22 protein-coding genes are annotated in these 23132 nt (G+C 66.9%); 17 read left to right on the top strand and 5 right to left on the bottom strand.

Translation table 11 applies throughout. The annotated features are described in order from the left end of the window. Nucleotides 1-2: 2 nt before the first annotated feature. From nuoH to ACXRVZ_RS15920, 11 genes are all read left to right on the top strand, one after another. Nucleotides 3-1106: an NADH-quinone oxidoreductase subunit NuoH gene (gene nuoH / locus ACXRVZ_RS15970; RefSeq protein WP_458232565.1), complete on the top strand. Its 1104-nt coding sequence runs from the start codon at nt 3-5 to the stop codon at nt 1104-1106. Nucleotides 1107-1116: 10 nt separating this feature from the next. Further along, the gene (gene nuoI, locus ACXRVZ_RS15965; RefSeq protein ID WP_056196926.1) at nt 1117-1605 is read left to right on the top strand and encodes an NADH-quinone oxidoreductase subunit NuoI; all 489 of its coding nucleotides are present in this window, start codon (nt 1117-1119) and stop codon (nt 1603-1605) included. 54 nt (nt 1606-1659) lie between these two features. After that, complete coding sequence (locus ACXRVZ_RS15960) at nt 1660-2304, top strand: NADH-quinone oxidoreductase subunit J (protein WP_458232564.1); 645 nt, start codon at nt 1660-1662, stop codon at nt 2302-2304. Beyond that, on the top strand, nt 2301-2633 hold the full coding sequence (gene nuoK / locus ACXRVZ_RS15955) for an NADH-quinone oxidoreductase subunit NuoK (RefSeq protein WP_394488036.1): 333 nt from the start codon (nt 2301-2303) through the stop codon (nt 2631-2633). Before ACXRVZ_RS15960 ends, nuoK begins: the two co-directional genes overlap by 4 nt. A gap of 7 nt (nt 2634-2640) precedes the next feature. Further along, entirely contained in the window at nt 2641-4686 is a 2046-nt protein-coding gene (nuoL, locus tag ACXRVZ_RS15950) for an NADH-quinone oxidoreductase subunit L (RefSeq protein WP_457427393.1), read from the top strand. Nucleotides 4687-4706: 20 nt separating this feature from the next. Further along, nucleotides 4707-6191, top strand: a complete 1485-nt coding sequence (locus tag ACXRVZ_RS15945; protein ID WP_458232563.1) for an NADH-quinone oxidoreductase subunit M — start codon at nt 4707-4709, stop codon at nt 6189-6191. Between the two features lie 21 nt (nt 6192-6212). Further along, nucleotides 6213-7694, top strand: coding sequence for an NADH-quinone oxidoreductase subunit NuoN (gene nuoN / locus ACXRVZ_RS15940; RefSeq protein WP_458232562.1), 1482 nt, complete (start codon nt 6213-6215; stop codon nt 7692-7694). Nucleotides 7695-7700: 6 nt separating this feature from the next. Then, nucleotides 7701-8003 (top strand): DUF2818 family protein, encoded by a 303-nt coding sequence (locus ACXRVZ_RS15935; RefSeq protein ID WP_457426662.1) that lies wholly within the window; start codon nt 7701-7703, stop codon nt 8001-8003. Beyond that, nucleotides 7990-8571 carry an NUDIX domain-containing protein gene (locus ACXRVZ_RS15930; protein ID WP_457426664.1) on the top strand — a complete coding sequence of 194 codons (582 nt, stop codon included), beginning with the start codon at nt 7990-7992 and terminating at the stop codon, nt 8569-8571. The genes ACXRVZ_RS15935 and ACXRVZ_RS15930 overlap by 14 nt, the downstream gene beginning before the upstream one ends. Nucleotides 8572-8697: 126 nt before the next feature. Further along, on the top strand, nt 8698-9852 hold the full coding sequence (locus ACXRVZ_RS15925; RefSeq protein WP_458232561.1) for an efflux RND transporter periplasmic adaptor subunit: 1155 nt from the start codon (nt 8698-8700) through the stop codon (nt 9850-9852). Nucleotides 9853-9870: 18 nt separating this feature from the next. Continuing rightward, the gene (locus ACXRVZ_RS15920) at nt 9871-13098 is read left to right on the top strand and encodes an efflux RND transporter permease subunit (protein ID WP_457426668.1); all 3228 of its coding nucleotides are present in this window, start codon (nt 9871-9873) and stop codon (nt 13096-13098) included. Here ACXRVZ_RS15920 and ACXRVZ_RS15915 read toward each other — a convergent pair. Beyond that, nucleotides 13076-14479 carry an FAD-binding oxidoreductase gene (locus ACXRVZ_RS15915; RefSeq protein WP_457426670.1) on the bottom strand — a complete coding sequence of 468 codons (1404 nt, stop codon included), beginning with the start codon at nt 14477-14479 and terminating at the stop codon, nt 13076-13078. The two genes, ACXRVZ_RS15920 and ACXRVZ_RS15915, sit on opposite strands and share 23 nt — an antisense overlap. Continuing rightward, nucleotides 14476-14856: a DUF2069 domain-containing protein gene (locus ACXRVZ_RS15910; RefSeq protein ID WP_457426672.1), complete on the bottom strand. Its 381-nt coding sequence runs from the start codon at nt 14854-14856 to the stop codon at nt 14476-14478. Before ACXRVZ_RS15910 ends, ACXRVZ_RS15915 begins: the two co-directional genes overlap by 4 nt. Before the next feature lie 21 nt (nt 14857-14877). Here ACXRVZ_RS15910 and ACXRVZ_RS15905 point away from each other — a divergent pair, with 21 nt between their 5' ends. After that, on the top strand, nt 14878-16164 hold the full coding sequence (locus ACXRVZ_RS15905) for a YihY family inner membrane protein (RefSeq protein ID WP_457426674.1): 1287 nt from the start codon (nt 14878-14880) through the stop codon (nt 16162-16164). Here the strand turns inward: ACXRVZ_RS15905 and ACXRVZ_RS15900 are convergent. Beyond that, complete coding sequence (locus ACXRVZ_RS15900) at nt 16136-17101, bottom strand: Bug family tripartite tricarboxylate transporter substrate binding protein (RefSeq protein ID WP_458232560.1); 966 nt, start codon at nt 17099-17101, stop codon at nt 16136-16138. The two genes, ACXRVZ_RS15905 and ACXRVZ_RS15900, sit on opposite strands and share 29 nt — an antisense overlap. 28 nt (nt 17102-17129) lie before the next feature. Beyond that, nucleotides 17130-17705 carry a helix-turn-helix domain-containing protein gene (locus ACXRVZ_RS15895; protein WP_457426678.1) on the bottom strand — a complete coding sequence of 192 codons (576 nt, stop codon included), beginning with the start codon at nt 17703-17705 and terminating at the stop codon, nt 17130-17132. A 93-nt stretch (nt 17706-17798) separates the two neighbouring features. Between ACXRVZ_RS15895 and kbl the strand changes: the two genes are divergently transcribed. The 5 genes from kbl (at nt 17799) to ACXRVZ_RS15870 (ending at nt 22543) form a co-directional block, all read left to right on the top strand. Continuing rightward, entirely contained in the window at nt 17799-18995 is a 1197-nt protein-coding gene (gene kbl, locus ACXRVZ_RS15890) for a glycine C-acetyltransferase (protein ID WP_457426680.1), read from the top strand. Beyond that, a complete protein-coding gene (locus ACXRVZ_RS15885) occupies nt 18992-19936 on the top strand; it encodes an NAD-dependent epimerase/dehydratase family protein (RefSeq protein ID WP_457426682.1) in 945 nt (314 codons plus the stop codon). Before kbl ends, ACXRVZ_RS15885 begins: the two co-directional genes overlap by 4 nt. A gap of 36 nt (nt 19937-19972) precedes the next feature. Further along, a complete protein-coding gene (locus ACXRVZ_RS15880) occupies nt 19973-20794 on the top strand; it encodes a MipA/OmpV family protein (RefSeq protein WP_457426684.1) in 822 nt (273 codons plus the stop codon). Between the two features lie 115 nt (nt 20795-20909). Further along, the gene (locus ACXRVZ_RS15875; RefSeq protein WP_457426686.1) at nt 20910-21812 is read left to right on the top strand and encodes a hypothetical protein; all 903 of its coding nucleotides are present in this window, start codon (nt 20910-20912) and stop codon (nt 21810-21812) included. Beyond that, complete coding sequence (locus tag ACXRVZ_RS15870) at nt 21809-22543, top strand: hypothetical protein (RefSeq protein ID WP_457426688.1); 735 nt, start codon at nt 21809-21811, stop codon at nt 22541-22543. The genes ACXRVZ_RS15875 and ACXRVZ_RS15870 overlap by 4 nt, the downstream gene beginning before the upstream one ends. Here the strand turns inward: ACXRVZ_RS15870 and ACXRVZ_RS15865 are convergent. Continuing rightward, nucleotides 22540-22884 (bottom strand): Mpo1-like protein, encoded by a 345-nt coding sequence (locus ACXRVZ_RS15865; protein WP_457426690.1) that lies wholly within the window; start codon nt 22882-22884, stop codon nt 22540-22542. The two genes, ACXRVZ_RS15870 and ACXRVZ_RS15865, sit on opposite strands and share 4 nt — an antisense overlap. Between the last annotated feature and the right edge of the window lie 248 nt (nt 22885-23132).

Raw genomic sequence — 23132 nt, 5'->3', positions numbered from 1 at the left:
ACATGATCGACTCTCTCTACCAAAACGGCGCTGCTTTGCTGGGTGCCTTGTGGCCCGTGGTCTGGAGCCTGTTGAAGATCGTCGCGGTCATCCTGCCGCTGCTCGGCTGCGTGGCCTACCTGACGCTGTGGGAGCGCAAGGCCATCGGCTGGTCGCAGATCCGGCCGGGCCCGAATCGCGTCGGCCCCTACGGCCTGCTGACGCCCATTGCCGATGCGGTCAAGCTGATCTTCAAGGAGATCATCAAGCCCGCCGCCGCGCACAAGGGCCTGTTCTTCCTCGGCCCCGTCATGACCATCATGCCGGCGCTGGCCGCCTGGGCCGTCGTGCCCTTCGGCCCTGACGCCGCAGTCGCCAACGTCAATGCCGGCCTGCTGTTCCTGATGGCCATCACGTCGCTTGAGGTCTACGGCGTCATCATTGCCGGCTGGGCATCGAACTCGAAGTACGCCTTCCTCGGTGCGCTGCGCGCGTCGGCCCAGATGGTCTCCTACGAGATCTCGATGGGCTTTGCGCTCGTCATCGTGCTGATGGTGACCGGCAGCCTGAACATGACGGAAATCGTGCAGGTGCAGGAGCGCGGTTGGTTCGCGTCGCACGGCCTGACCTTCCTGTCCTGGAACTGGCTGCCGCTGTTCCCGATCTTCATCGTCTACTTCATCTCGGGCCTGGCCGAAACCAATCGCCACCCGTTCGACGTCGTCGAAGGCGAATCGGAGATCGTCGCCGGCCACATGATCGAGTACTCGGGCATGTCGTTCGCGATGTTCTTCCTGGCCGAATACGCCAACATGATCCTGGTGTCGGCGCTGGCCGTCCTCATGTTCCTGGGCGGCTGGATGGCACCGATCTCCTGGAGCCTGTTCGGCTTGGAGACGCCGTCTTTCATCCAGCACACGATGGCGTTCTGGAACTGGGCCTGGCTGTTCGGCAAGACCTTCTTCGTCGTCACGATGTTCCTGTGGGTGCGCGCCACGTTCCCACGCTTCCGCTATGACCAGATCATGCGTCTGGGCTGGAAGATCTTCATCCCCATCACGCTGATCTGGCTGGTCGTTGTCGGTGCCTGGATGCAATTGCCGGCTCCGTACAACATCTGGAAGTGAGGCGGCGCCCATGACTGCAATCACGAATTTCGCGAAGACCTTCTTCCTCTGGGAGCTGCTCAAGGGGATGAAGCTCACCGGGAGGCATTTCCTCTCGCGCAACATCACCATCCAGTTCCCCGAAGAGAAGACGCCGCTGAGTCCGCGCTTCCGCGGCCTGCACGCGCTGCGCCGTTACGAGAACGGTGAAGAGCGCTGCATCGCCTGCAAGCTCTGCGAGGCTGTCTGCCCGGCGATGGCCATCACCATCGAGAGCGACGTGCGCGCCGACGGCAGCCGCCGCACGACGCGCTACGACATCGACCTGACCAAGTGCATCTTCTGCGGCTTCTGCGAGGAAAGCTGCCCGGTGGACTCCATCGTCGAGACGAGCATCTTCGAATACCACGGCGAGAAGCGCGGCGACCTGTACTTCACCAAGGACATGCTGCTGGCCGTTGGCGACAAGTACGAAGCCGAGATCGCGGCTCAAAAGGAGGCCGACGCCAAGTACCGCTGATCGCTGGCGCGCCGCGAGGCGCACCGCGGTCCAGCTCAGCTGGCCTGGATACGTATGGACATCACGACCATCCTTTTCTACGTCTTCTCCGGCATCCTGCTGGTGAGTTCGTTCCGCGTCATCACGGCGCGCAGCACCGTGCATGCGGCGCTGTTCCTGATCCTCTCCTTCTTCACGGCGTCCTGCATCTGGTTGCTGCTGAAGGCCGAGTTCCTCGCCATCGCGCTGGTGCTCGTCTACATCGGCGCCGTCATGGTGCTGTTCCTGTTCGTCRTCATGATGCTGGACCTGAATACGGACGGCGTGCGTGAGGGCTTCTGGAAGCACCTGCCGCTCGCGGCCGTCGTCGGCGCGCTGATCGCCTTCGAGATGGGCATCGTTCTGATGGGCGGTTTCCAGCTGACCGACGCACCGGTAGCCACCGCCGAGCAGATCAAGATGGGCAACACCAAGTTGCTCGGCATCGAGGTCTACACGGCCTACCTGTACCCGCTGCAAATCGCGGCCGTGTTGCTGCTGGTCGCCATCGTCGCCGCCATCGCCCTGACGCTGCGCCGCCGCAAGGACTCGCGCGCCATGGACCCGTCGGAGCAGATCAAGGTCACCAAGGCCCAGCGCCTGAAGATCGTCAAGATGGCACCGACCGTCGCCACGCCGCCGGCTCCGCCCGCCGCACCCACCGAAGGAGGCCAGGCATGATCGGCGCCGCTGGACTGACCCTGGGCCACTTCCTGACGCTGGGCGCGATGCTGTTCGCGCTGTCGGTGATCGGCATCTTCCTGAACCGCAAGAACCTGATCGTGCTGCTGATGGCCATCGAGCTGATGCTGCTGGCGGTCAACCTGAACTTCGTCGCCTTCTCGCACTACCTGCCTGTCGAGGCGGACAAGATGGCCGGCCAGGTCTTCGTGTTCTTCATCCTGACCGTCGCGGCGGCCGAGTCGGCCATCGGCCTGGCCATCCTCGTCGTGCTGTTCCGCAACCGCGCCAGCATCAACGTCGAGGAACTCGACGCGCTGAAGGGTTGAGAAAAAGATGTCTGCACAACTCTCCCAGAACGTTTTGTTGACGGTGGCCCTGGCGCCACTCGCGGGCGCCATCGTTGCCGGCTTCTTCGGCAAGACGGTGGGCCGCCGCGGCTCGCACATCGTCACCATCCTCGGCGTGCTGATCGCCTTCATCCTGTCGGCCCAAACGCTGTACAGCGTGGCCGTTGACGGTGCGCGCTTCAACGCGACCATCTACGAGTGGATGAACCTCGGCCCGTTGAAGATGGAGGTCGGCTTCCTCATCGACGGCCTGACCGCCATGATGATGTGCGTCGTGACCTTCGTGTCGTTGATGGTGCACATCTACACCATCGGCTACATGGAAGAGGACGACGGCTACCAGCGCTTCTTCTCCTACATCTCGCTGTTCACGTTCAGCATGTTGATGCTGGTCATGAGCAACAACATGCTCCAGCTGTTCTTCGGCTGGGAAGCGGTGGGCCTCGTGTCGTATCTGCTGATCGGCTTCTGGTACAAGAAACCGACGGCCATCTTCGCCAACATGAAGGCCTTCCTGGTGAACCGGGTCGGTGACTTCGGCTTCATCCTCGGCATCGGCCTGCTGGTGGCCTTCGGCGGCACGCTGAACTACGCCGAGACCTTCGCCAAGGCGGATCTGCTGTCCAAGATGGTCTTCCCCGGCACCGACTGGTCGCTGATGACCGTCGCGTGCATCTGCCTCTTCATCGGCGCAATGGGCAAGTCGGCGCAGTTCCCGCTGCACGTCTGGCTGCCGGACTCGATGGAAGGCCCGACGCCCATCTCCGCGCTGATCCACGCGGCGACGATGGTGACGGCCGGCATCTTCATGGTGGCGCGCATGTCGCCGCTGTTCGAGCTGTCTGATACGGCGCTGAACTTCGTCATGGTGATCGGCTCGATCACGGCGCTGTTCATGGGCTTCCTGGGCATCATCCAGAACGACATCAAGCGCGTCGTCGCCTACTCGACGCTGTCCCAGCTCGGCTACATGACAGTGGCCCTGGGCGCCTCGGCCTACTCGGTCGCCGTCTTCCACCTGATGACGCACGCSTTCTTCAAGGCGCTGCTGTTCCTCGGCGCSGGCTCSGTSATCATCGGCATGCACCATGACCAGGACATCCGCAACATGGGCGGCCTGCGCAAGTACATGAAGATCACCTGGATCACGTCGCTGCTGGGTTCGCTSGCGCTGATCGGCACGCCGCTGTTCTCGGGCTTCTACTCSAAGGACTCGATCATTGAGGCCGTGCACGCCAGCACGCTGCCGGCTGCGGGCTTCGCCTACTTCGCCGTCGTCGCCGGCGTGTTCGTGACGGCCTTCTACTCGTTCCGGATGTATTTCCTGGTCTTCCATGGCAAGGAGAACTTCCGGCACAAGCCCTTCCCGGGCGAGCACGACCATCACGACGATGACCACGGTCATGATTCGCATGCGCACGTGCCGCACGAGTCGCCCGCCGTCGTCTGGGTGCCGCTGGTGCTGCTGGCCATTCCCTCGGTCGTCATCGGCTACATGAGCATCGAGACGATGCTGTATGGCGACTTCCTGAAGGACGCCATCACCGTCAACCTGCATGCCCATCCGGCCATGGAGGAACTGGCCCATGAGTTCCAAGGCGCTTTCAAGATGGCCGTGCACGGGCTGATGACGCTGCCGTTCTGGCTGGCGCTCGGCGGTGTCGCCACGGCCTACGTGTTCTACATGGTGGCCCCCGCCATTCCGGCCACACTGGCCAAGGTGCTGCGCCCGCTGATCGTCATCCTCGAGAACAAGTACTTCCTGGACTGGTTCAACGAGAACGTGCTGGCCCGTGGCGCGCGCCTGCTGGGCACCGGCCTGTGGAAGGGCGGCGACGGAGCGCTGATCGACGGGCTCGTCATCAACGGCTCGGCCCGCGCTGTGGGCGGCATTGCCGGCCTGGTGCGTCGCCTGCAAAGCGGTTACCTGTATTGGTACGCCCTCGTCATGATCCTCGGCGTCACCGGTCTGATGACCTGGCAGCTGTGGCCCTACATCGAGCCGCAATTCAAGTCCCTGCTCGGGGCCTGAGCGAGAGGCGGAGAACAAGAATGACACCGTATTTGAGTCTTGCGATTTTTCTGCCCATTGCCTGCGGCGCTCTGCTGCTGGCGCTCGGGCGCGACGAACAGGCCCAGGCTGTGCGTTGGATGGCGCTGGTCGCCGCCGTGGCGAGCTTCGTCGTCACGCTGCCGCTGATCAACCTCTTCGACACCACGACCGCTGCGATGCAGTTCGTCGAGAACCAACCCTGGATCGAGCGTTTCAACATCCACTACCACCTGGGCGTGGACGGCATCTCGATGTGGTTCGTGCCGCTGACGGCCTTCATCACGATCATCGTCGTCATCTCCGCCTGGGAGGTCATCGAGACGCGCGTCAACCAGTACATGGGCGCCTTCCTGATCCTGTCGGGCCTGATGGTGGGCGTGTTCAGCGCGCTGGACGGCATGCTGTTCTACGTGTTCTTCGAGGCCACGCTGATTCCGATGTACATCATCATCGGCGTCTGGGGCGGTGCGAACCGCGTCTACGCGGCCTTCAAGTTCTTCCTCTACACGCTGGCCGGCTCGCTCTTGATGCTGATCGCGCTGCTCTACCTGTACTCGCAGGTGCCGGGCGGCAGCTTCGACATCCAGACCTGGCACAAGCTGCCGCTGTCGGGCACCGCGCAGACCTACCTCTTCTTCGCCTTCCTGGCCGCGTTCTCGGTCAAGGTGCCGATGTGGCCGGTGCATACCTGGCTGCCCGACGCCCACGTCGAGGCGCCCACGGGCGGCTCCGTCGTGCTGGCTGCCATCATGCTGAAGTTGGGCTGCTATGGCTTCCTGCGTTTCTCGCTGCCCATCGCGCCGGACGCCGCCCACCAGTGGGCCTGGCTCATCATTGCGCTGTCGCTGATCGCCGTCGTCTACATCGGCCTCGTGGCCCTGGTGCAGAAGGACATGAAGAAGCTGGTGGCCTATTCGTCCATCGCCCACATGGGCTTCGTGACGCTGGGTTTCTTCATCTTCAACGAGCTCGGCGTGTCCGGCGGCCTCGTGCAGATGATCTCGCACGGCTTCGTGTCCGGCGCCATGTTCCTGTGCATCGGCGTGCTCTACGACCGCGTGCATTCGCGTGAGATCGCGTCCTATGGCGGTGTCGTCAACACCATGCCCAAGTTCGCCGCCTTCGCCGTGTTCTTCGGCATGGCCAACTGCGGCCTGCCCGCCACGGCCGGCTTCGTCGGCGAGTGGATGGTCATCCTCGGCACCGTGCAGTTCAACTTCTGGCTTGGCGGCGTGGCGGCGACGGCGCTGGTGTTCGGCGCGGCCTACACGCTGTGGATGATCAAGCGCGTCTACTTCGGCGACATCGCCAACGACGACGTGCGTGCGCTGACCGACATCAACAGCCGCGAGTTCCTGATGCTGGCACTGCTGGCGGTGGCGACCCTCTACATGGGCCTTTATCCCAAGCCCTTCACCGACGTGATGCACGAGTCGGTCACCGAGCTGCTCAAGCACGTCGCGCTCACCAAGATCCCGGCCTGATCCCGAGCAGAGGCAAGAACAATGAACGACATGAACTGGCTCGCGATCTACCCTGAAATCCTGCTGCTCGTGATGGGCTGCGTCGTTGCGCTGGCTGACCTGTGGGTCACCGACGAGCAACGCCGCCCCACCTACTGGCTGACCCAGCTGACGCTGGTCGTCGTGGGCGGCATGCACTTCGCCTATTTCGACGCGGGCGTGACGACCTACGCCATGCAGAACATGGTGGTGGCCGATCCCATGGGCCACCTGCTGGCCGGCTTCGCCTGCCTGGCCACGCTGATCACGCTGGTCTATGCGCGCCCCTACGCCGCCTCGCGCGACATGCTCAAGGGCGAGCTCTTCATCCTCAGCCTGTTCTCGCTGCTGGGCATCAACGTGATGCTGTCGGCCAACAACTTCCTGGTCGTCTACCTCGGCCTGGAGCTGATGAGCCTGTCGCTGTACGCACTGGTGGCGCTGCGCCGCGACCATGCGGTCTCGACCGAAGCAGCGATGAAGTATTTCGTCCTCGGCGCGCTGGCCAGCGGCTTCCTGCTGTACGGCCTGTCGATGATGTACGGCGCCACCGGCTCGCTGACCATCCCCGAAGTCTTCGACGTCATCTCCAAGGGCATCCCGAACAAGAGTGTGCTGGTCTTCGGTACCGTCTTCGTCGTCGCCGGCCTGGCCTTCAAGCTGGGTGCCGCACCTTTCCACATGTGGGTGCCCGACGTCTACCAGGGCGCGCCCACGGCCGTCACGCTGCTGATCGGTGGAGCACCCAAGCTGGCTGCCTTTGCCATCACCGTGCGCCTGCTCGTCGAAGGCATGATCGGCCTGGCCGTGGACTGGCAGCAGATGCTGGTCGTGCTGTCCATCATGTCGCTGCTCATCGGCAACCTGGCGGCCATCGCGCAGAGCAACCTCAAGCGCATGCTCGCCTACTCGACCATCGCCAACATGGGCTTCATGCTGCTGGGCATGACCTCGGGCGTGGTCAACAACAACACGCTGTCGGCGGCCAACGCCTACAGCGCGGCCATGTTCTATGCCGTCACCTACGTGCTGACGACGCTGGGCACCTTCGGCATGATCATTCTGCTGTCGCGCCAAGGTCATGAGGCCGAGGAGATCAAGGACCTGGCCGGCCTCGCCAAGCGCAGCCCGTGGTTCGCGCTGGTCATGTCCATCTTCATGTTCTCGCTGGCCGGCCTGCCGCCCACCGTTGGCTTCTACGCCAAGCTCGCCGTGCTGCAGGCGCTGGTGTCCACCGGCCTGCCGTTCTACCTGTGGCTGGCTGGCTTCGCCGTCGTTGTGTCGCTGATCGGCGCCTTCTACTACCTGCGTGTCGTCAAGGTCATGTTCTTCGACGCACCGACCGACACGGCCCCGCTGGCCGCGCCGGGCGACGTGCGCTTCGTCATGACGCTCAATGGCGCCGCCGTGCTGGTCTTCGGCCTGCTGCCCGGCGGTCTGCTGGAGCTGTGCAAGGTCGCGATCCGCCAAGCACTGGCAACTTAAGAAGGCATGGACCAGTCCGCCGCCGTCTGGCTGGTTCTCGCCCTGGCCGTCATCGCGGCCAACCTGCCTTACTTCAACGAGCGGCTGCTGCTCGTCGGCCCGCGCCGTGCGCCCAAGGCTGCCTGGTGGCGGTTGCTCGAGCTGGTGTTGATGGCCTCGTTGACCTTTGCCGTGGGTTCCGCACTGGAGGCCCGCATCGGCCAGCGGCACTCCCAGGGCTGGGAGTTCTACGCGGCGGGCACCTGCCTCTTCATCACGCTGGGCTTCCCTGGCTTCGTCTGGAGATATCTGCGCCGTGGCCGAATCTGAGGACGACCATCTTGTCGAGCGCCTGCTCGACAGCACCCAGGTCTATCGCGGCCACTTCCTGGACGTGCGTCGCGACAGCGTCGCACTGCCCGACGGCAGGACCGCGCACCGCGAATACATCCGCCACCCCGGCGCCGTGATGGTCGTGCCGTTGCTGGATGACGGCCGCCTGCTGATGGAGCGCCAGTACCGCTACCCCATGGCTCGCGTGATGCTGGAGTTCCCGGCCGGCAAGCTCGACGCCGGCGAGGCCCCGCTGGTGTGCGGCCAGCGCGAGCTGCTCGAAGAGACCGGCTACCGCGCAGCCGAATGGGCCTATGCCGGCGTCTTGCACAACGCCATTGCCTACTCGGACGAGGGCATCCACATCTACTTCGCGCGTGGCCTCCAGCGCGGCGAGCAGAAGCTCGACGACGGCGAGTTCCTGGAGATCGTCACGCACTCGGTCGACGACCTCGACCGCATGGCCGCCAGCGGTGAGCTGACCGACGCCAAGACGCTGATCGGTCTGCTGTGGCTGCGGCGCTGGCAACAAGGTGCCTGGGCGCTGAGCTGGCAACCTGCCTGATCTCACGTGCCCCGCCGTTGAAGAACCGGCGGGCACTTCGTACATGACCTCTGGCGGCTCTGTATCAGATCGTTAAGCTCAAGTGTTTTTGTCGTTCGAACCCTGTCCTCACAAGAAGGTTTTTCCATGATTCGCGCAACGCCGATCCTCACCGCTCTGACGCTGGCTCTGGCCCTCACCGCCTGCGGCAAGGGTGGCAAGCCCGACGACAAGGCCGCTGCGGCCAAGCCCGCCGCGCCGCTGCTGCTGGCGCCCGAGGACCTGCGTGCGGTGGGGCAGAGCGGCCTGATCGGCGGCGCCGTGATCTCCGGTGCCATCCAGCCCGCCCGCCGCGCCGACCTGCGCGCCGAGGTGGCCGCCGTGGTGGTGCAGGTGGCCAAGGACAACGGCGAGCGCGTGCGCGCTGGCGATCTCATCATCCGCCTGGATCCCACCTCCATCCGCGACGGCCTCACGTCTGCCGACGAGGCCCTGCGCGCCGCCCAGCAGAGCTTCGAGCAGACCGAGCGCGTGCTGGTCCGCCAGCGCACGCTGAACCAGCAGGGCATGATTTCCATGCAGGGTCTGGAAGACGCCGAGGTGCGCCGCAACTCTGCGCAGAGCGAGCTGGCCGCAGCCAAGGCACGTGCGGCCACGGCCCGCCAGCAGGTCTCGCGCACCGAGATCCGCGCCCCGTTCGACGGTGTCGTCAGCGAGCGCAAGACGTCGGTGGGCGACACCGTCCAGGTCGGCCGCGAACTCATCAAGGTCATCGACCCCGCCTCCATGCGCTTCGAAGGCCAGGTCTCCGCCGACCGCCTCGGCGAACTCAAGGTCGGGCAACCGGTGGCCTTCCGCATCAACGGCTTTGGCGACGCCGAGTTCAGCGGCAAGCTGGCGCGCATCGACGCCTCTGCCAACGCGACGACACGCCAGGTCGAACTCATTGCTGAGTTCAACGACCGCAGCAAGGCGCCCCAGGTCGCCGGTCTTTACGCAGAAGGCCGCGTCGAGAACGCCGACCGCCGCTCGCTGGTGCTGGCCGAAGGCTCGGTGCAGCGCCTGGGCGACACCGCCGTCGTCTGGAAGGTGGCCGGCAATCAGTTGAAGAAGGTCGCCGTGACGCTGGGCGAGCGCGATGACCGCCGCGGCGAAGTCGTCATCACCTCAGGCCTGGCCCTGGGTGACCTGGTGCTGCGCGCGCCCACGAGCAGCCTGGTTGACGGCGCGCCCGTGCAGCGTGTCGGCGCAGGTGCCGCCGCGGCATCCGCCGTGCCACCCACCCCTGCAGCCAGCAAGTAACCCTCAAGAGGTCAGCTCATGTTCCTCTCCAACTTCAGCATCAACAAGCCCGTCGCGACCGTGGTCATGGTCATCGGGCTGATGCTGGTGGGCCTGCTGGCATTGTCCAAGCTCAAGGTCAACCAGTTCCCCGAGGTCGAGCCGCCCGTGCTCGTCATCAACATCCCCTACCCGGGCGCGTCGCCCGAGACGGTGGAGCGCGAGGTCGTCAACCGCATCGAGAAGGCGCTGCAAAGCATCTCCGGCGTGGATCGCTCCAACTCCACGTCGCGCGAGGGCAGTGCCACCCTCGTGCTGATCTTCGACTTCTCGAAGAACATGATCGAGGCCGCCGACGAGGTGCGCAACGCCATCGCCTCGGTGCGCTACAAGCTGCCCACCGAGATCCGCGAGCCCATCATCACGCGGGCCGACCCGGGCGCCCAGCCCATCCTGCAGCTGTCGCTGTCCAGCACGACGCTGACGCACGCCCAGCTCAGCCGCCTGGCCGAGGACCAGCTAGCCGAACGCTTCCGCGGCATCACCGGCGTGGCGGTTGTCAATGTCAATGGCGCGCTCAGGCGCGAGCTGTCCATCCTGCTGCGCGCCGACAGGCTGCGCGAGTTCGGCGTCTCCGTTACCGAGGTGACCAACGCCGTGCGCGCCCAGAACACCACCGCGCCGGTCGGCAAGGTGCGCGGCGCGCTGGAAGACCAGAGCATCCGCCTGCTGGGCCGCCTGGAGAGCCCGGCCGAGTTCGAGCAGATGATCGTCAAGCGCCTGGTCACGAACGGCGTCGGCACCGTCGTGCGCCTGGGCCAGGTGGCCGAGGTCAAGGACGGCTTTGCCGAGATGAGCGGCTATAGCTTGCGCAACGGCCGGCCTAATGTCGGTATCTCCATCACGCGCTCGCGTGACAGCTCCACCGTCGGTGTCGCCAACGACGCGCGCAAGCTGCTCAAGGAAGTTGAGAAGGACCTGCCCAAGGGCACGACGCTCGAGATCACGCAGGACGGCGGCAAGGACGCCGAGAACAGCCTGAACAACGTGACCCACGCGCTGGTGTTCGGCGCCGGGTTGACCATCTTCGTCGTCTATGCCTTCCTGAACAGCTGGCGTTCCACGCTGATCACCGCGCTGTCCCTGCCCACCTCGGTGCTGGCCGCTTTCATCGCCGTCTGGCTGCTGGGCTTCTCGCTGAACTTCATGAGCCTGCTGGGCCTGTCGCTGGCCATCGGCGTGCTGATCGACGACGCCATCGTCGTGCGGGAGAACATCGTGCGGCACATGGAACGCGGCAGCGACCGCGTCACCGCCGCGCGCGAGGGTACGGCCGAGATCGGCCTGGCCGTTGCGGCCACCACCTTCGCCATCGTCGCCGTGTTCGTGCCGGTCGCCTTCATGGGCAACGGCCCCGGCCAGTGGTTCAAACCCTTCGCGCTGACTGTCGTCGCCTCGGTCATCGTCTCGCTGCTGATCAGCTTCACGCTCGACCCCATGCTGTCGGCCTACTGGGGTGACCCCCCGGGCTACCACCACGCCGAGAAGAAGGGCATCAGCAAGCTGCTGCACCGTTTCAACGAGTGGTTCGACCGCGTCTCCAACGGCTATGGCCATGTCATCGCCTGGGCGCTGCATCACCGGCGCTGGATGGCCGCGTTTGCCGTGGCCAGCTTCGTCGGCGCCATCGCGCTGCAGGCCACGATCGGCGGCTCCAGCTTCCTGCCGCAGGCCGATGCCGGTTTCCTGGTCATCGACGTGCGCTCACCGGCGTCCAGCAGCCTCGATTACTCCAAGCTCAAGCTTGATGCCGCCGCCTCCCTGGCCTCGACCATGCCCGAGACCAAGGCGACGATGGCCTATCCCAACGCCAGCGGTGGTCGTATCTACGTCGACATCGGCAAGAGCACCGAGCGCCAGCGTTCGGCCACCGATGTGGCCAAGATCCTGCGTGAGAAGGTCGGCCGCCTGGTCGGCGCCGAGTACGTCGTTCTGGACGACCTGAACAACGGCGCGCAAAAGCCCGTGCAGATCCGCTTCTACGGCGCCGACTCGCGCAAGCTGCAGGAGATCACGCAGCAGTTCGTGACGACGCTGCGCGGCGTCAAGGGCGCGGTGGACGTGGGCTATTCCGAGCAGGACCCGCAGAACGAGCTGCAGATCGAGCTCGACCGCGGTCTGGCCAACCAGATGGGCATCTCGGTCAACGACGCGGCCCAGGCGCTGCGCGTGGCCTTTGCCGGTGTCGAGGTGGGTGACTGGATCGACCCGACCGGCGAGGCCCGCGACGTGGCCGTGCGCCTGCACCCGGCCGACCGCGTGGACGCCGCCAACATCGAGCGCCTGCCCATCACCGTGACCGGCACCAACCGCATGGTGCCGCTGGACCAGATCGCCACCGTCACCATGGGCAAAGGCCCCGGCCAGATCCAGCACGGGGACGGCAAGCGCACCATCACCGTCAGCGCCAACGCCCAGGGCCGCGCGCCCGGCGAGGTCACGGCCGAGGCCAAGAAGCTGGCCGAGAAGATCGCCTTCCCGCCCGGTTTCGGCATCGAGCTGGCCGGCTCGGCACGTGACCAGCAGGTCGTGTTCACGGCCATGATCACCGCGCTGCTGGCCGGCATCGCGCTGATGTACTTCGTGCTCGTCATCCAGTTCAACAGCTTCACGGCGCCGCTGGGCGTCATGCTGTCGCTGCCGCTGAGCCTGATCGGTGTCGTGCTGGCGCTGCTGCTGACCGGCGGCACGCTGAACCTGATGAGCCTCATCGGCGTCATCATGCTGATGGGCCTGGTGGCCAAGAACGCCATCCTGCTGCTGGATGCAACGCGCCAGGAGGAGAAGGCCGGCATCGACCGCGAAGAGGCGCTGATGCATGCGGGCCGCAAGCGCTTCCGGCCCATCCTGATGACGACGCTGGCGCTGATCGCCGGCATGCTGCCGGTGGCCGTGGGCATCGGCGAGGGCGGCGAGTTCTACCGCCCGATGGCCGTGGCCATCATCGGCGGCACGATCACGTCGACCTTCCTGACGCTGTTGATCGTGCCCACCTTCTACGACAGCATCGAGCTCGCCCGTGATGGCGCGCTGGCCAAGTTCCACCGCCGTGAGCCGCGCTTCACCGTGGTGGGCGCCTTCTTCATCACGCTGATCGAGGCGGTGCTGACCTTGGTGATGGTGCGCTTCGTGTTCCGCATGATCGTCAAGCTGGGCCGCCTCGCCACCGGCCGCCGCGTCACGGTCACACCAGTCGTCCAGGGTTGAGCAGGTCCAGCGGGTCCAGTGCCCGCTTGATCGCCCGCATCAACGCGAGGGCCGTCGGGTCCTTGCGTTGAGCGAGTTCCTCGCGCTTGAGCCGGCCTATGCCATGCTCGGCTGAGATCGACCCGCCGCGCTGCTGCACGGCGTTGTAGACCAGCTCGTTGATCGCCGGCTCGTGCGTGGCCAGGAACTCCGCCGGTGCCACGCTGGCCGGTGCCTGCACGTTGTAGTGCAGGTTGCCGTCGCCCAGGTGGCCGAAGTCGATCACTTCGATGCCGGGCAGATAGGCCGTCAGCGCCGCATCCATCTCGGCGACGAAGCCGGGAATGGCAGACACCGGCAGTGAGATGTCGTGCTTGATGTTCAGCCCCGCCTGGGCCTGGGCCAGCGGGATGGATTCGCGTAAGTGCCAGAAGGTCTTCGCTTGCTGGATGTTCTGAGCGATGGCTGCGTCCTGCACGGTGCCTTGCTCGATGGCTGCCTCCAGCAAGCCCTCAAACACGCCATGCGCATGCTCGGCGCTCTCGGCGTCGGACAGCTCCAGCAGCACCGTCCATTCGGCCGCGCCCAGCGGCTGGGCCAGCTGCGGCAGCTCGCGCGCCACCAAGGCGAGCGAGGACCGGTTCATGACCTCGAAGCCGGTCAGCGCATCCCCCGCACGCTCGCGCGCCAGGCCCAGCAGCGCCACCGCATCGTCCAGGGACGCGCATGCCGCCAGCGCCGTCAGGCGGTCCTTGGGCTGCGGGTAGAGCTTCATCGTCGCGGCAGTGATGACGCCCAGCGTCCCCTCGCTGCCGATGAAGAGATCGCGCAAGTCGTAGCCGGTGTTGTCCTTGCGCAGGCCCGACAGGCCGTGCCAGATCTCGCCGCTCGCGGTCACGACCTCCAGCCCCAGGCACAGCTCGCGCGCATTGCCATAACGCAGCACCTGCGTGCCACCGGCATTCGTCGCCAGGTTGCCGCCCAGAGTGCACGAGCCCTCGGCCGCGAGGCTGAGCGGGAACAGCAGGCCCGCACCGGCCGCTGCCGCCTGCACCACGGCCAGCACGCAGCCGGCCTCGGCCGTCAGGCTGGCGTTGGCCACATCGATGCCGCGCACGCGCTTCATGCGTGACAGACTCAGCACGAGCTGGCGGCCGCTGTCGTCCGGCGTCGAGCCGCCCACCAGCCCGGTGTTGCCACCCTGGGGCACGACGGCGACGCGGTGCTCGTGGCAAAGGCGCATCACGGCAGCCACTTCCTCGGTCGAGGCCGGCCGCGCCACGGCCAGCGCGTGGCCCACGTAGCGTTTGCGCCAGTCGTTCTCGTAGGCCGCCAGGTCGCCACCCACCAGCAGGCCCGCCTCGCCGAGCCGCTCACGCAGCGCGTCGAGCAGGGCGTTCATGACGCCTTCGCCGCCGCCAGCCTCAGGCGGATCTGCGCCGTGCAGGCGATGAAGATGACGACGCCCAGGATCACCTCGCCTAGCGCCAGCCACTGGCCGAGGCCAGCTTCGCTGGTGGAGCGCACCAGGCCTTCCATCACATAGAGCCAGATGGCGAGCGACAGCCAGCGGTAGGTGTACATGCGGTAACGCCACAACCCGACGGGCGCGGCCAGCAGCGGCAGCGCCTTCACGGCCAGCGTGCCGCGGCCCGTCGGCGCCAGCCACAACTCCCAGGCCAGGCACAGCAGGATCAGCGCGACGGTGGCGCCAAAAGCGAGGTTGCGCGACAGGCGTTCGTTCGCGCGGGGTTGGGTTCTTTCGAGGGCGGAGGACATAGCTGCGGCATCATAGAAGCCATGTCCCTGACCCCAGTCCCGCCGGCAGAGCCCGACAGCCCCGACGCGCCCCTCGCGCGCAACCCCATCGCCTTCGCCAGCGACTTCATCACCGAACTGCTGGCCTGGCCCTGGCTGCAGACGCTGCACACCTTCCGCCAGCGATTCCGCGAAGAGAAGCTCGGCCTCACCGCCGGCAGCCTCACGTTCACGACGCTCATCTCGCTCGTGCCGCTGCTGACGGTGATGCTGGCCATCTTCACGGCCTTTCCCATCTTCTCCAGCCTGCAGGCGGCGCTGGAGCAGTACTTCCTGAAGAGCCTGATCCCGCCCAACATCGCCAAGCCCGTGCTGGGTGCGCTGACGCAGTTCGCGGCCAAGGCCAACAAGCTGGGCGCGGTGGGCCTGGTGTTTCTCGGCATCACGGCACTGGCGCTGATGCTCACCATCGACCGCACGCTCAACGCCATCTGGCGCGTCAAGCGGCCGCGGCCCATGGCCCAGCGCGTGCTCGTCTACTGGGCCGCGCTGACGCTGGGCCCGCTGCTGCTGGGCGGCAGCCTCACGCTGACCAGCTATGCCGTCAGCGTCGGCCAGGGTCTCATCACCAAGATGCCCGGCAACCTTGCCGCGCTGCTGGGCGGCGCCGACATCGTGCTGCTGGGCCTGGCCATCGCCGGCCTCTTCCACTACGTGCCCAACACCCATGTGCGCTGGCGCCATGCGTTGCTGGGCGGCGCCTTCGTGTCGATAGGCTTCGCCTTCGCCAAGTCGCTGCTGGCCTGGTACGTCAAGCTGGTGCCGACCTATTCGACGCTCTACGGCGCCTTCGCCACCGTGCCGGTCTTCCTGGTCTGGGTCTACCTCGGCTGGGTCATCGTGCTGCTGGGCGCCATCCTGGCGGCCAACACGCCCAGCCTGACCGGCCGCCTGCACCTGCGGCCCGACACGCCGGGCCAGCCCATGGCGCTGGCGTTGGAGGTGCTGCGCGAGCTCTGGCGCGTGCGCGAGGCCGGCAAGCAGGGCCTGTCGGACCTGGGCCTGGCCAGCGCCTTGCGCGTGGACCCGCTGCAGCTCAGCCCCGTCGTCGACAAGCTGCTGGCCATGGATTGGCTGGGTCGGCTGGAAGAGGAGGGCGCCCAGCGCCTGGTGCTGCTGTGCTCGCCCGAGCGCGCGCCGGCCGGGCCGCTGGTCAGCGCCTTCCTGGCCGAGCGCCAGGGGCTGCTGGGCAATCTGTGGCTGCAGGGCGAATGGTCCAGCCTGATGCTGGACCGCCTGCTCACTGAGGCTGGAAGCCCCCGCCCTTGATGATGCGGGCCCAGGCTGCCGCGTAGGCGCGTTCCCGGGCCGCCAGCTGGGCCGAGCTCATCATGCCCACCGACAGGCCCAGTTCGGTCAGCCGCGCCTTCACGCCGGCCTGGGCGATGACACCGGCCAGCGCGTTGGAGAAGCGCTCCACCACGGCCGGCGCGGTGCCGGCCGGCGCGAACAGGCCGTAGTAGGGCAGGTCCTCGAAGCCGGCAATGCCCAGTTCGGCAAATGTCGGCACCTCTGGGACAACCGCCTGACGCTGCTGGCCCATGACGGCGACGATGCGCAGCTTCTTCTGCTGGTGGTTGACGATGAGGTCGGGCACCGAGCCCACGCCCGCGCTGATCTGGTTGCCCAGCATGTCGGCCACCATGGGCGCGCTGCCGCGATAGGGCACGCTGAGCAGGTTCAGGCCGTTCTTCTCGCCAAGCAGCTTGACGAGGAACTCCGGCACCGAGGCCGGCGCCGGCACGCCGATGCTGCCCTGGCCGCCCTGCTTCTTCACCCAGGCCAAGTACTCCGGCAGGCTGGCCGCCGGCGTGCCGCCCGACAGCGCCAGCGCGTTGGCAAAGGTCGCAAAGCCGGCCACCGGCACGAAGTCCCTGGCCGGGTCGAAGCCGGGGTTCTTCAGCACCAGTGGCAGGATGGAGATGGTGTGGTCGTGACTGACGAAGAAGGTCGTGCCGTCGGGCGGCGCAGCCTTCAAGGCCTGGGCGGCGATCTGGCCGCYGGCGCCGGGCTTGTTCTCGACGATGACCGGCGTGCCCAGCGACGCCTGCAGCGCCTCGCCCAACAGCCGCGCAATCGCGTCGGTGCCGCCGCCGGCGGGGAAGCCGACGAGCAGGCGGATGGGTTTGTCATCGGCCCGGCTGGCAAAGGGCAGGGCGGCCAGGGCGGCCAGGGCGGCCAGCGTCGAGCGACGGGTGATCTGCATGCATGCCTCCTTGTGCGGAGGCTGAAGTCTACGGATGAAGGACGACCAATAGCGCAGTCGCCGCCGACTTGCCCACATTGCGGATGGCATGCGGGCCGTCCACCGCATAACGCGCCGTCTCGCCGGTCTTGAGCCTGCTTGTCACGCCCTGAGCGCTGACCTCCAGGCTGCCGCTCAGCACGCTCAGGTGTTCGCGCGACCCCGGCTCGTGGGCCTGGCTGTCTAGCACGCCGCCGGCCTGCATGCTCAGCTCGTACCACTCGAACTGACCCGCCAGCTCGATGGGCCCGAGGATGCGCAGCTTGCACAGGCCGTCCGGGCTGGTCAGCCCCGGCGTCGCGTGGGCCGGCACCGTCTCTATGGCCGGCGTGGCGGCGCGCTCGGTGCCGAGCAGCTCACCCATCTCCACGCCCAGCGCGTTCGCCAGCCGCCACACCACGGCCACCGTGGGATTGGCCTGGTTGCGCTCGATCTGCGACAACATCGACTTGCTCACGCCGGCCCGCTTGGAGAGATCATCCAGCGACAGGCCCCGGCTGCCGCGCAGCGCCTGCAGGGCAGCGCCGACGCGAGGTGGTTCGAGATCGGGGGCGGGCTTGTTCATGCTTGACGGCAATAGATGTTTTTCAGATACTGCACGAATGTTCGATATATCGAACATGTCCAATTTACCGAATTGTGCACCAGGAGAGCGGCCATGAGCCAAGCCTTCTTTCAACACCTGCAAACCGAACTGGATGGCATCCGCGCCGCCGGCCTCTACAAGTCCGAGCGCATCATCACGACGCCCCAGGGCGCCGTCGTCAAGACGACCGAGGGCCGTGAGGTCATCAACCTGTGCGCCAACAACTATCTTGGCCTGTCGTCCCACCCGCAGGTCATTGAAGCGGCGCACGAGGCGTTGCGCACGCACGGCTTCGGCCTGTCGTCGGTGCGCTTCATCTGCGGCACGCAGGACGTGCACAAGGAACTCGAAGCCCGCATCGCCCGCTTTGTCGGCTGCGAGGACGCCATCCTCTACGCCGCCGCCTTCGACGCCAACGGCGGCCTGTTCGAGCCGCTGCTGGGCGAGCAGGACGCCATCATCAGCGACGCGCTCAACCACGCCTCCATCATTGACGGCATTCGCCTTTGCAAGGCGCAGCGCTGGCGCTACGAGCACAACAATCTCGACGACCTGGAGCGCTGCCTGAAGGAAGCGACCGAGAAGGGCGCCCGTTTCAAGCTGGTCTTCACCGACGGCGTGTTCTCCATGGACGGCACCATCGCCCAGCTCGACAAGATCCGCGCCCTCTGCGACCGCTACGACGCGCTGCTGGGCATCGACGAATGCCATGCGTCAGGCTTCATGGGCAAGACCGGCCGTGGCACGCACGAGCACCGTGGCGTGTTCGGCAAGATCGACATCATCACCGGCACCTTCGGCAAGGCGCTGGGCGGCGCATCGGGCGGCTTCACGGCCGCGCGCAAGGAAGTCGTTGAGCTGCTGCGCCAGCGTTCGCGGCCGTATCTCTTCAGCAACACGCTGGCGCCCAGCATCGCTGGTGCGTCGCTGGCCGTGCTGGACCTGCTGGAAGGCTCGACCGCCCTGCGCGACAAGCTGGAAGCCAACACGGCCTGGTTCCGCGAGGCCATCCAGGCCGCCGGCTTCGAGATCAAGCCCGGCACCCACCCCATCGTGCCCATCATGGTCTACGACGCGGTGAAGGCGCAGGAACTGTCCAAGCGCATCCTGGAGTTGGGCATCTACGCGGTCGGCTTCTTCTTCCCGGTCGTGCCCAAGGGCCAGGCGCGCATCCGCGTGCAGGTCTCGGCGGTGCATGAGCGCGAGCATCTGGAACAGGCTGTCGCCGCGTTCACGCAGGCCGGCCGCGAACTGGGGATCATCAAATGAAGATCCTCATCATCGGAGCGAATGGCCAGATCGGCACCGAGCTGGCCACCGAGCTGGCCCGCCTGCACGGCAACGATGCCGTCGTCACCAGCGACCTCAGCCCCAAGGGTCGCGTGCCCCAGCTGCACCACGAGACGCTGGACGTGACCGACGCGGGCGCGCTGGCCACAATAGTCCAACGCCACCACATCACGCAGATCTACCACCTCGCCGCGGCCCTGTCGGCCAATGGCGAGAAGCATCCGATGTGGGCCTGGGACCTGAACATGAAGGGCCTGCTCAATGTGCTGGAGCTGGCCCGGCACGAAAAGCTGGACCGCATCTTCTGGCCCAGCTCCATCGCCGCCTTCGGCCCCAACACGCCGGCCGTGGATACGCCGCAGACCACCGTGATGGACCCGACCACGGTCTACGGCATCTCCAAGCTCGCCGGCGAGCGCTGGTGCGCCTGGTACCACGCCAAGCACGGCGTGGACGTGCGAAGCCTGCGCTACCCCGGCCTCATCAGCTGGAAGACGCCACCCGGCGGCGGCACGACGGATTACGCCGTCGAGATCTTCCACGCCGCCCTCCAGCAGGGCCGCTACACCTGCTTCCTCGAAGCCGGCCAGGCCTTGCCGATGATGTACATGCCCGATGCGCTGCGCGCCACCATCGAGCTGATGAACGCGCCTGCCGAAGCGGTGAAGCAGCGCGGCAGCTACAACCTCGCTGGCGTGAGCTTCACGCCCGAGCAGATCGCCGCCAGCATCCGCCGCAAGCTGCCGCAGTTCACGATGGACTGCGTGCCTGATTTCCGCCAGGCCATCGCCGCCAGCTGGCCGCAGCGCATCGCCGATACCGCCGCGCAGGCCGACTGGGGCTGGGCGCTGCGCTACGACCTTGACGCCATGGTCGACGACATGCTGTTGAATCTGGCACGCGAATTGAAACCTGCCTGACAGGGCGCACGGAGCTGCGCTGTTAGGCTGGCCCGCATGAGCGCCCTCCTGCCCGCAGCCTTCGTGACCACCGCCCTGATGGCTGCCCTGCCTGCCCTGGCGCAGGCCGAGCCCGCGCCGGAGAAGGAAGACAGCATGCGCTACCTGCTCGGCGCCTCGCTGGCCAGCAGCCCAGAGTACGACGGCGCCAGCCAGCGCAAGGTCAGAATCAGGCCGCTGTGGGCCGCCAAGTTCGGTCGCATACGCATCGCCACCTCGGGCGGCAGCGCGCTGCTGGGCTTCGGCCGCGAGGGCGTGGGCGCCGGTGCAAGCACCCAGCTCATCGAGGGCGAGAAGTGGCGTGTCGGTCTCTCGCTGCGCATCGACAGTGGCCGCGACAGCGGCGATGCCCGCACGACGCAGGGCCTGCCCGACGTCAAGCGCACGCTGCGCGCACGGCTCAATGCCAGCTACAGCTTCACCAAGGACTGGAACGCCAGCGTCTCGCTGTCCCAGGACGTGCTGGGCCGCAAGGGCGGCATGACGACCGGGCTGGACCTGGGCTGGCGCTTCTATCGCAGCGAAGAGACCGAGTGGACGACCGGCATCGGCCTGTCGGCCGCCAACGGCCTCAACCTGCGCAGCTACTTCGGCGTGCCGGCCTCGGCCGTCGTCGCCAGCGGCAAGCCGCTCTACGAACCGGGCGCGGGGCTGCGTGACGCCCACCTCGGCGTCAACTTCAAGCACATGTTCAGCAAGCACTGGTTCCTGTTCGGCGGCGCCGGCACGAGCCGCCTGCTCGGCCCGGCGGCGGACAGCCCGCTGGTGCAGAAGCGCAGCGGCACCTCGGCCGCCATGGGCGTCGCCTGGCGCAACTAGGCTGCCGTCTCCACAAGTGGGGATGCCATCCCTGAGCGGCTGGGTTTAGTCTGACCGGGCATCGCCGATGCCCCCGCCGCTCCTTCCACTGGGCCGCCTTCACGCGGACATCCCGATGAGCAACCCGCTGGACGATCTRCCCAAATCCCTGAAGGAGCTCGCCGGCGGCTGGGCCGGCTATGCCGCGCTCGGCAGCTTCGTGCTCTATCTGTGCGGCTACCTGGCCTTGCGCTTTCACCTGATGGCCTTGGGCGTGACCGGCGACCTGGCGGTGCTGGACGAGCGCTACCTCTTTGCCGGCGCGCGCTTCCTGGTCTACCTCGCGGCGGCCATTCCCAACCTCGTGCTGGTGCTGCTGCCAGTCGTCCTGCTGGCCTCGCTGCTGGCCATGCTGGCGCGGCGCCGGCTCGCGCGCCTGCAGGCCTGGTGGCTGGCGCCGCACCGCCTGGCGTGGCTGGGCGTGCTGTGGACGCTGGGCTGGATACAGCTCGTCATGCGCCAGTGCTGGGCGCTGAGCAACCTGCTCTTCATCAAGGCGCTGCCGGAGGACATGCTGCCCTGGGTCCGGCAGGTGCTGCTGGACGAAGGCAGCCAGCCCTTCTACTTCATGGCCTTGATCGGCGCCTGCGCCGTGTCGGCCCTGCTGCTGCGCCAGCTCTGGGCGGTCGAGGCGCCTTCGTCGGCGCTGGGCCTGGGCCGGGCCCTGCTGTCCCTGCTGGTGGCCATCCAGTTGCTGCTGCTGCCGGTGAACTACGGCATGCTGGTGCTGGACCAGAGCCTGCCCCGGGTCGCCGCCGCCGGGCCGCGTGTGCTGCTGGCGGGCGAGTCGGCCTGGCTGGTCTGGGAGGGCAAGGAGGCGGTCAGTTTCCTGGTGCTGGGCGCCGACGGCCGGCGCAGCCTGCTGAGCGTGGAGCGCAAGCAGGTGCCGACCATCGAGGTCATCGGCGTCGATGCCATCGTGCCGCGCCTGTTGGTGGTGGTGCCGGCGCCACCGTCCAAGCAAGGGAGTGCACCATGACGAGAAAGACCACCCCGGCGCCGCGCCGCCAGTTGCTGCTGGGCCTGCTGGCCTTGGCGGGTGTGGTGCACGGCGCGCCGCCGCCGCCCAAGCCCTCGCTGGTCAAGCGGCTGCTGCGCATCACGGGCCTGAGCCTGGCGCCGGGGCAGCTGAAGGGGCCGGGCGACGCAACCGGCAGCATCTGGGTGGCGGCCCTCAGTGGCAACGAGGCGCCGCAGCGCTGGAGCCGGCGCGGCGGCCTGCGCTCGCCGGTGTTCGACGCCGAAGGCCGCAGCCTCTACGCGCTGCGCGGCGACGACCTGGTGCGCCTGGACGCGCCCGGCCGCGAACCGGTCAGGCTGGCGCTGCTGGAGCGAGCGCAGAAGCTGGTGGGCGTGTCCGATGGTGAGCTGATCTTCCTGCGCTCGGATGCCCGGCAGCCCTTGGCCGCCTGGCCGTTGGGCGGTGGTGCCGTCCAGCTGCTGGAGCTGGACCTGACGGCCGACGAGACCCTGCGCATGCTGGGCCAGATGCGTGGCGAGTCGCGCGGCACGGCGGGCTTCGTCATCGGCCCGCGCCAGCAAAGCCGCGAGGGCAAGTCGGGCATGCTGGAGTGGCTGGACATCATGCTGCTGCCGCGCGACGGCTCGCCGCCTCGCAACCTCAGCCGCTCCGGCGGTACCGACTGCGCCCAGCCGGCGCTGGACCCGCGCGCAGAGCGCGTGGCCTATGTGCTCGTCGACGAAGCCTAAATCTTGATGCGGCCGCGCCAGATGTCGGCGTACATGACCCAGTCGCCGATGAAGCTGTAGAGCGGGTACTTGAAGGTCGCCGGCCGGTTTTTCTCGAAGAAGAAGTGGCCTATCCATGCAAAGCCGTAGCCGCACAGCAGGCCGTTCAGCAGCCAGACAGGGTGGCCGGTGGCGACCAGCTGCCACAGGCAGACCAGCACCAGCGTCGAGCCGATGAAGTGCAGGCGCCGGCAGACGACGTTGCTGTGCTCGCGCAGGTAGAAGGGGTAGAAGTCGGCGAAGCGGGTGAAGCGCTCGGTGCTCATGCACCGATTCAAGCGCGTGGCAGCGCGGGCAAACATGGTGTTTCCTATGGGGTGGAAGCGCCGGGATAGTGTGCTATGTTGCCCATGAATTGAGGGCCTGTTAAGGCTACGGGAGTCGGATGCGTTGCCACTCAAAAGCCCGCGAGCAAGGCGCGGAGTCGAAGCTGGGGTCGCCCCCAGCGAGGCTTCGCAACGCCGCGCGCGGGCTTTTGAGTGACAACCCTTCGGGAGAGGGTCTGCGCGGGCGCAGGGCGTCGTTGCGCGCCTCGCCCGGGCACCCAGCC

It is taken from the genome of Roseateles sp. P5_E8 (genome assembly GCF_054177665.1).
The sequence above is the reverse complement of the archived record's forward strand: the minus strand, read 5'-3'. Positions and strand labels throughout refer to the sequence as shown.

Bases quoted from the DNA above. Each gene is read 5' to 3' on its own strand.
- nuoH (WP_458232565.1), top strand. From the start codon at position 3: ATGATCGACTCTCTCTACCAAAACGGCGCTGCTTTGCTGGGTGCCTTG.
- nuoI (WP_056196926.1), top strand. From the start codon at position 1,117: ATGACTGCAATCACGAATTTCGCGAAGACCTTCTTCCTCTGGGAGCTG.
- nuoK (WP_394488036.1), top strand. From the start codon at position 2,301: ATGATCGGCGCCGCTGGACTGACCCTGGGCCACTTCCTGACGCTGGGC.
- ACXRVZ_RS15945 (WP_458232563.1), top strand. From the start codon at position 4,707: ATGACACCGTATTTGAGTCTTGCGATTTTTCTGCCCATTGCCTGCGGC.
- nuoN (WP_458232562.1), top strand. From the start codon at position 6,213: ATGAACGACATGAACTGGCTCGCGATCTACCCTGAAATCCTGCTGCTC.
- ACXRVZ_RS15935 (WP_457426662.1), top strand. From the start codon at position 7,701: ATGGACCAGTCCGCCGCCGTCTGGCTGGTTCTCGCCCTGGCCGTCATC.
- ACXRVZ_RS15925 (WP_458232561.1), top strand. From the start codon at position 8,698: ATGATTCGCGCAACGCCGATCCTCACCGCTCTGACGCTGGCTCTGGCC.
- ACXRVZ_RS15920 (WP_457426668.1), top strand. From the start codon at position 9,871: ATGTTCCTCTCCAACTTCAGCATCAACAAGCCCGTCGCGACCGTGGTC.
- ACXRVZ_RS15915 (WP_457426670.1), bottom strand. From the start codon at position 14,479: ATGAACGCCCTGCTCGACGCGCTGCGTGAGCGGCTCGGCGAGGCGGGC.
- ACXRVZ_RS15910 (WP_457426672.1), bottom strand. From the start codon at position 14,856: ATGTCCTCCGCCCTCGAAAGAACCCAACCCCGCGCGAACGAACGCCTG.
- ACXRVZ_RS15905 (WP_457426674.1), top strand. From the start codon at position 14,878: ATGTCCCTGACCCCAGTCCCGCCGGCAGAGCCCGACAGCCCCGACGCG.
- ACXRVZ_RS15895 (WP_457426678.1), bottom strand. From the start codon at position 17,705: ATGAACAAGCCCGCCCCCGATCTCGAACCACCTCGCGTCGGCGCTGCC.
- kbl (WP_457426680.1), top strand. From the start codon at position 17,799: ATGAGCCAAGCCTTCTTTCAACACCTGCAAACCGAACTGGATGGCATC.
- ACXRVZ_RS15885 (WP_457426682.1), top strand. From the start codon at position 18,992: ATGAAGATCCTCATCATCGGAGCGAATGGCCAGATCGGCACCGAGCTG.
- ACXRVZ_RS15880 (WP_457426684.1), top strand. From the start codon at position 19,973: ATGAGCGCCCTCCTGCCCGCAGCCTTCGTGACCACCGCCCTGATGGCT.
- ACXRVZ_RS15870 (WP_457426688.1), top strand. From the start codon at position 21,809: ATGACGAGAAAGACCACCCCGGCGCCGCGCCGCCAGTTGCTGCTGGGC.
- ACXRVZ_RS15865 (WP_457426690.1), bottom strand. From the start codon at position 22,884: ATGTTTGCCCGCGCTGCCACGCGCTTGAATCGGTGCATGAGCACCGAG.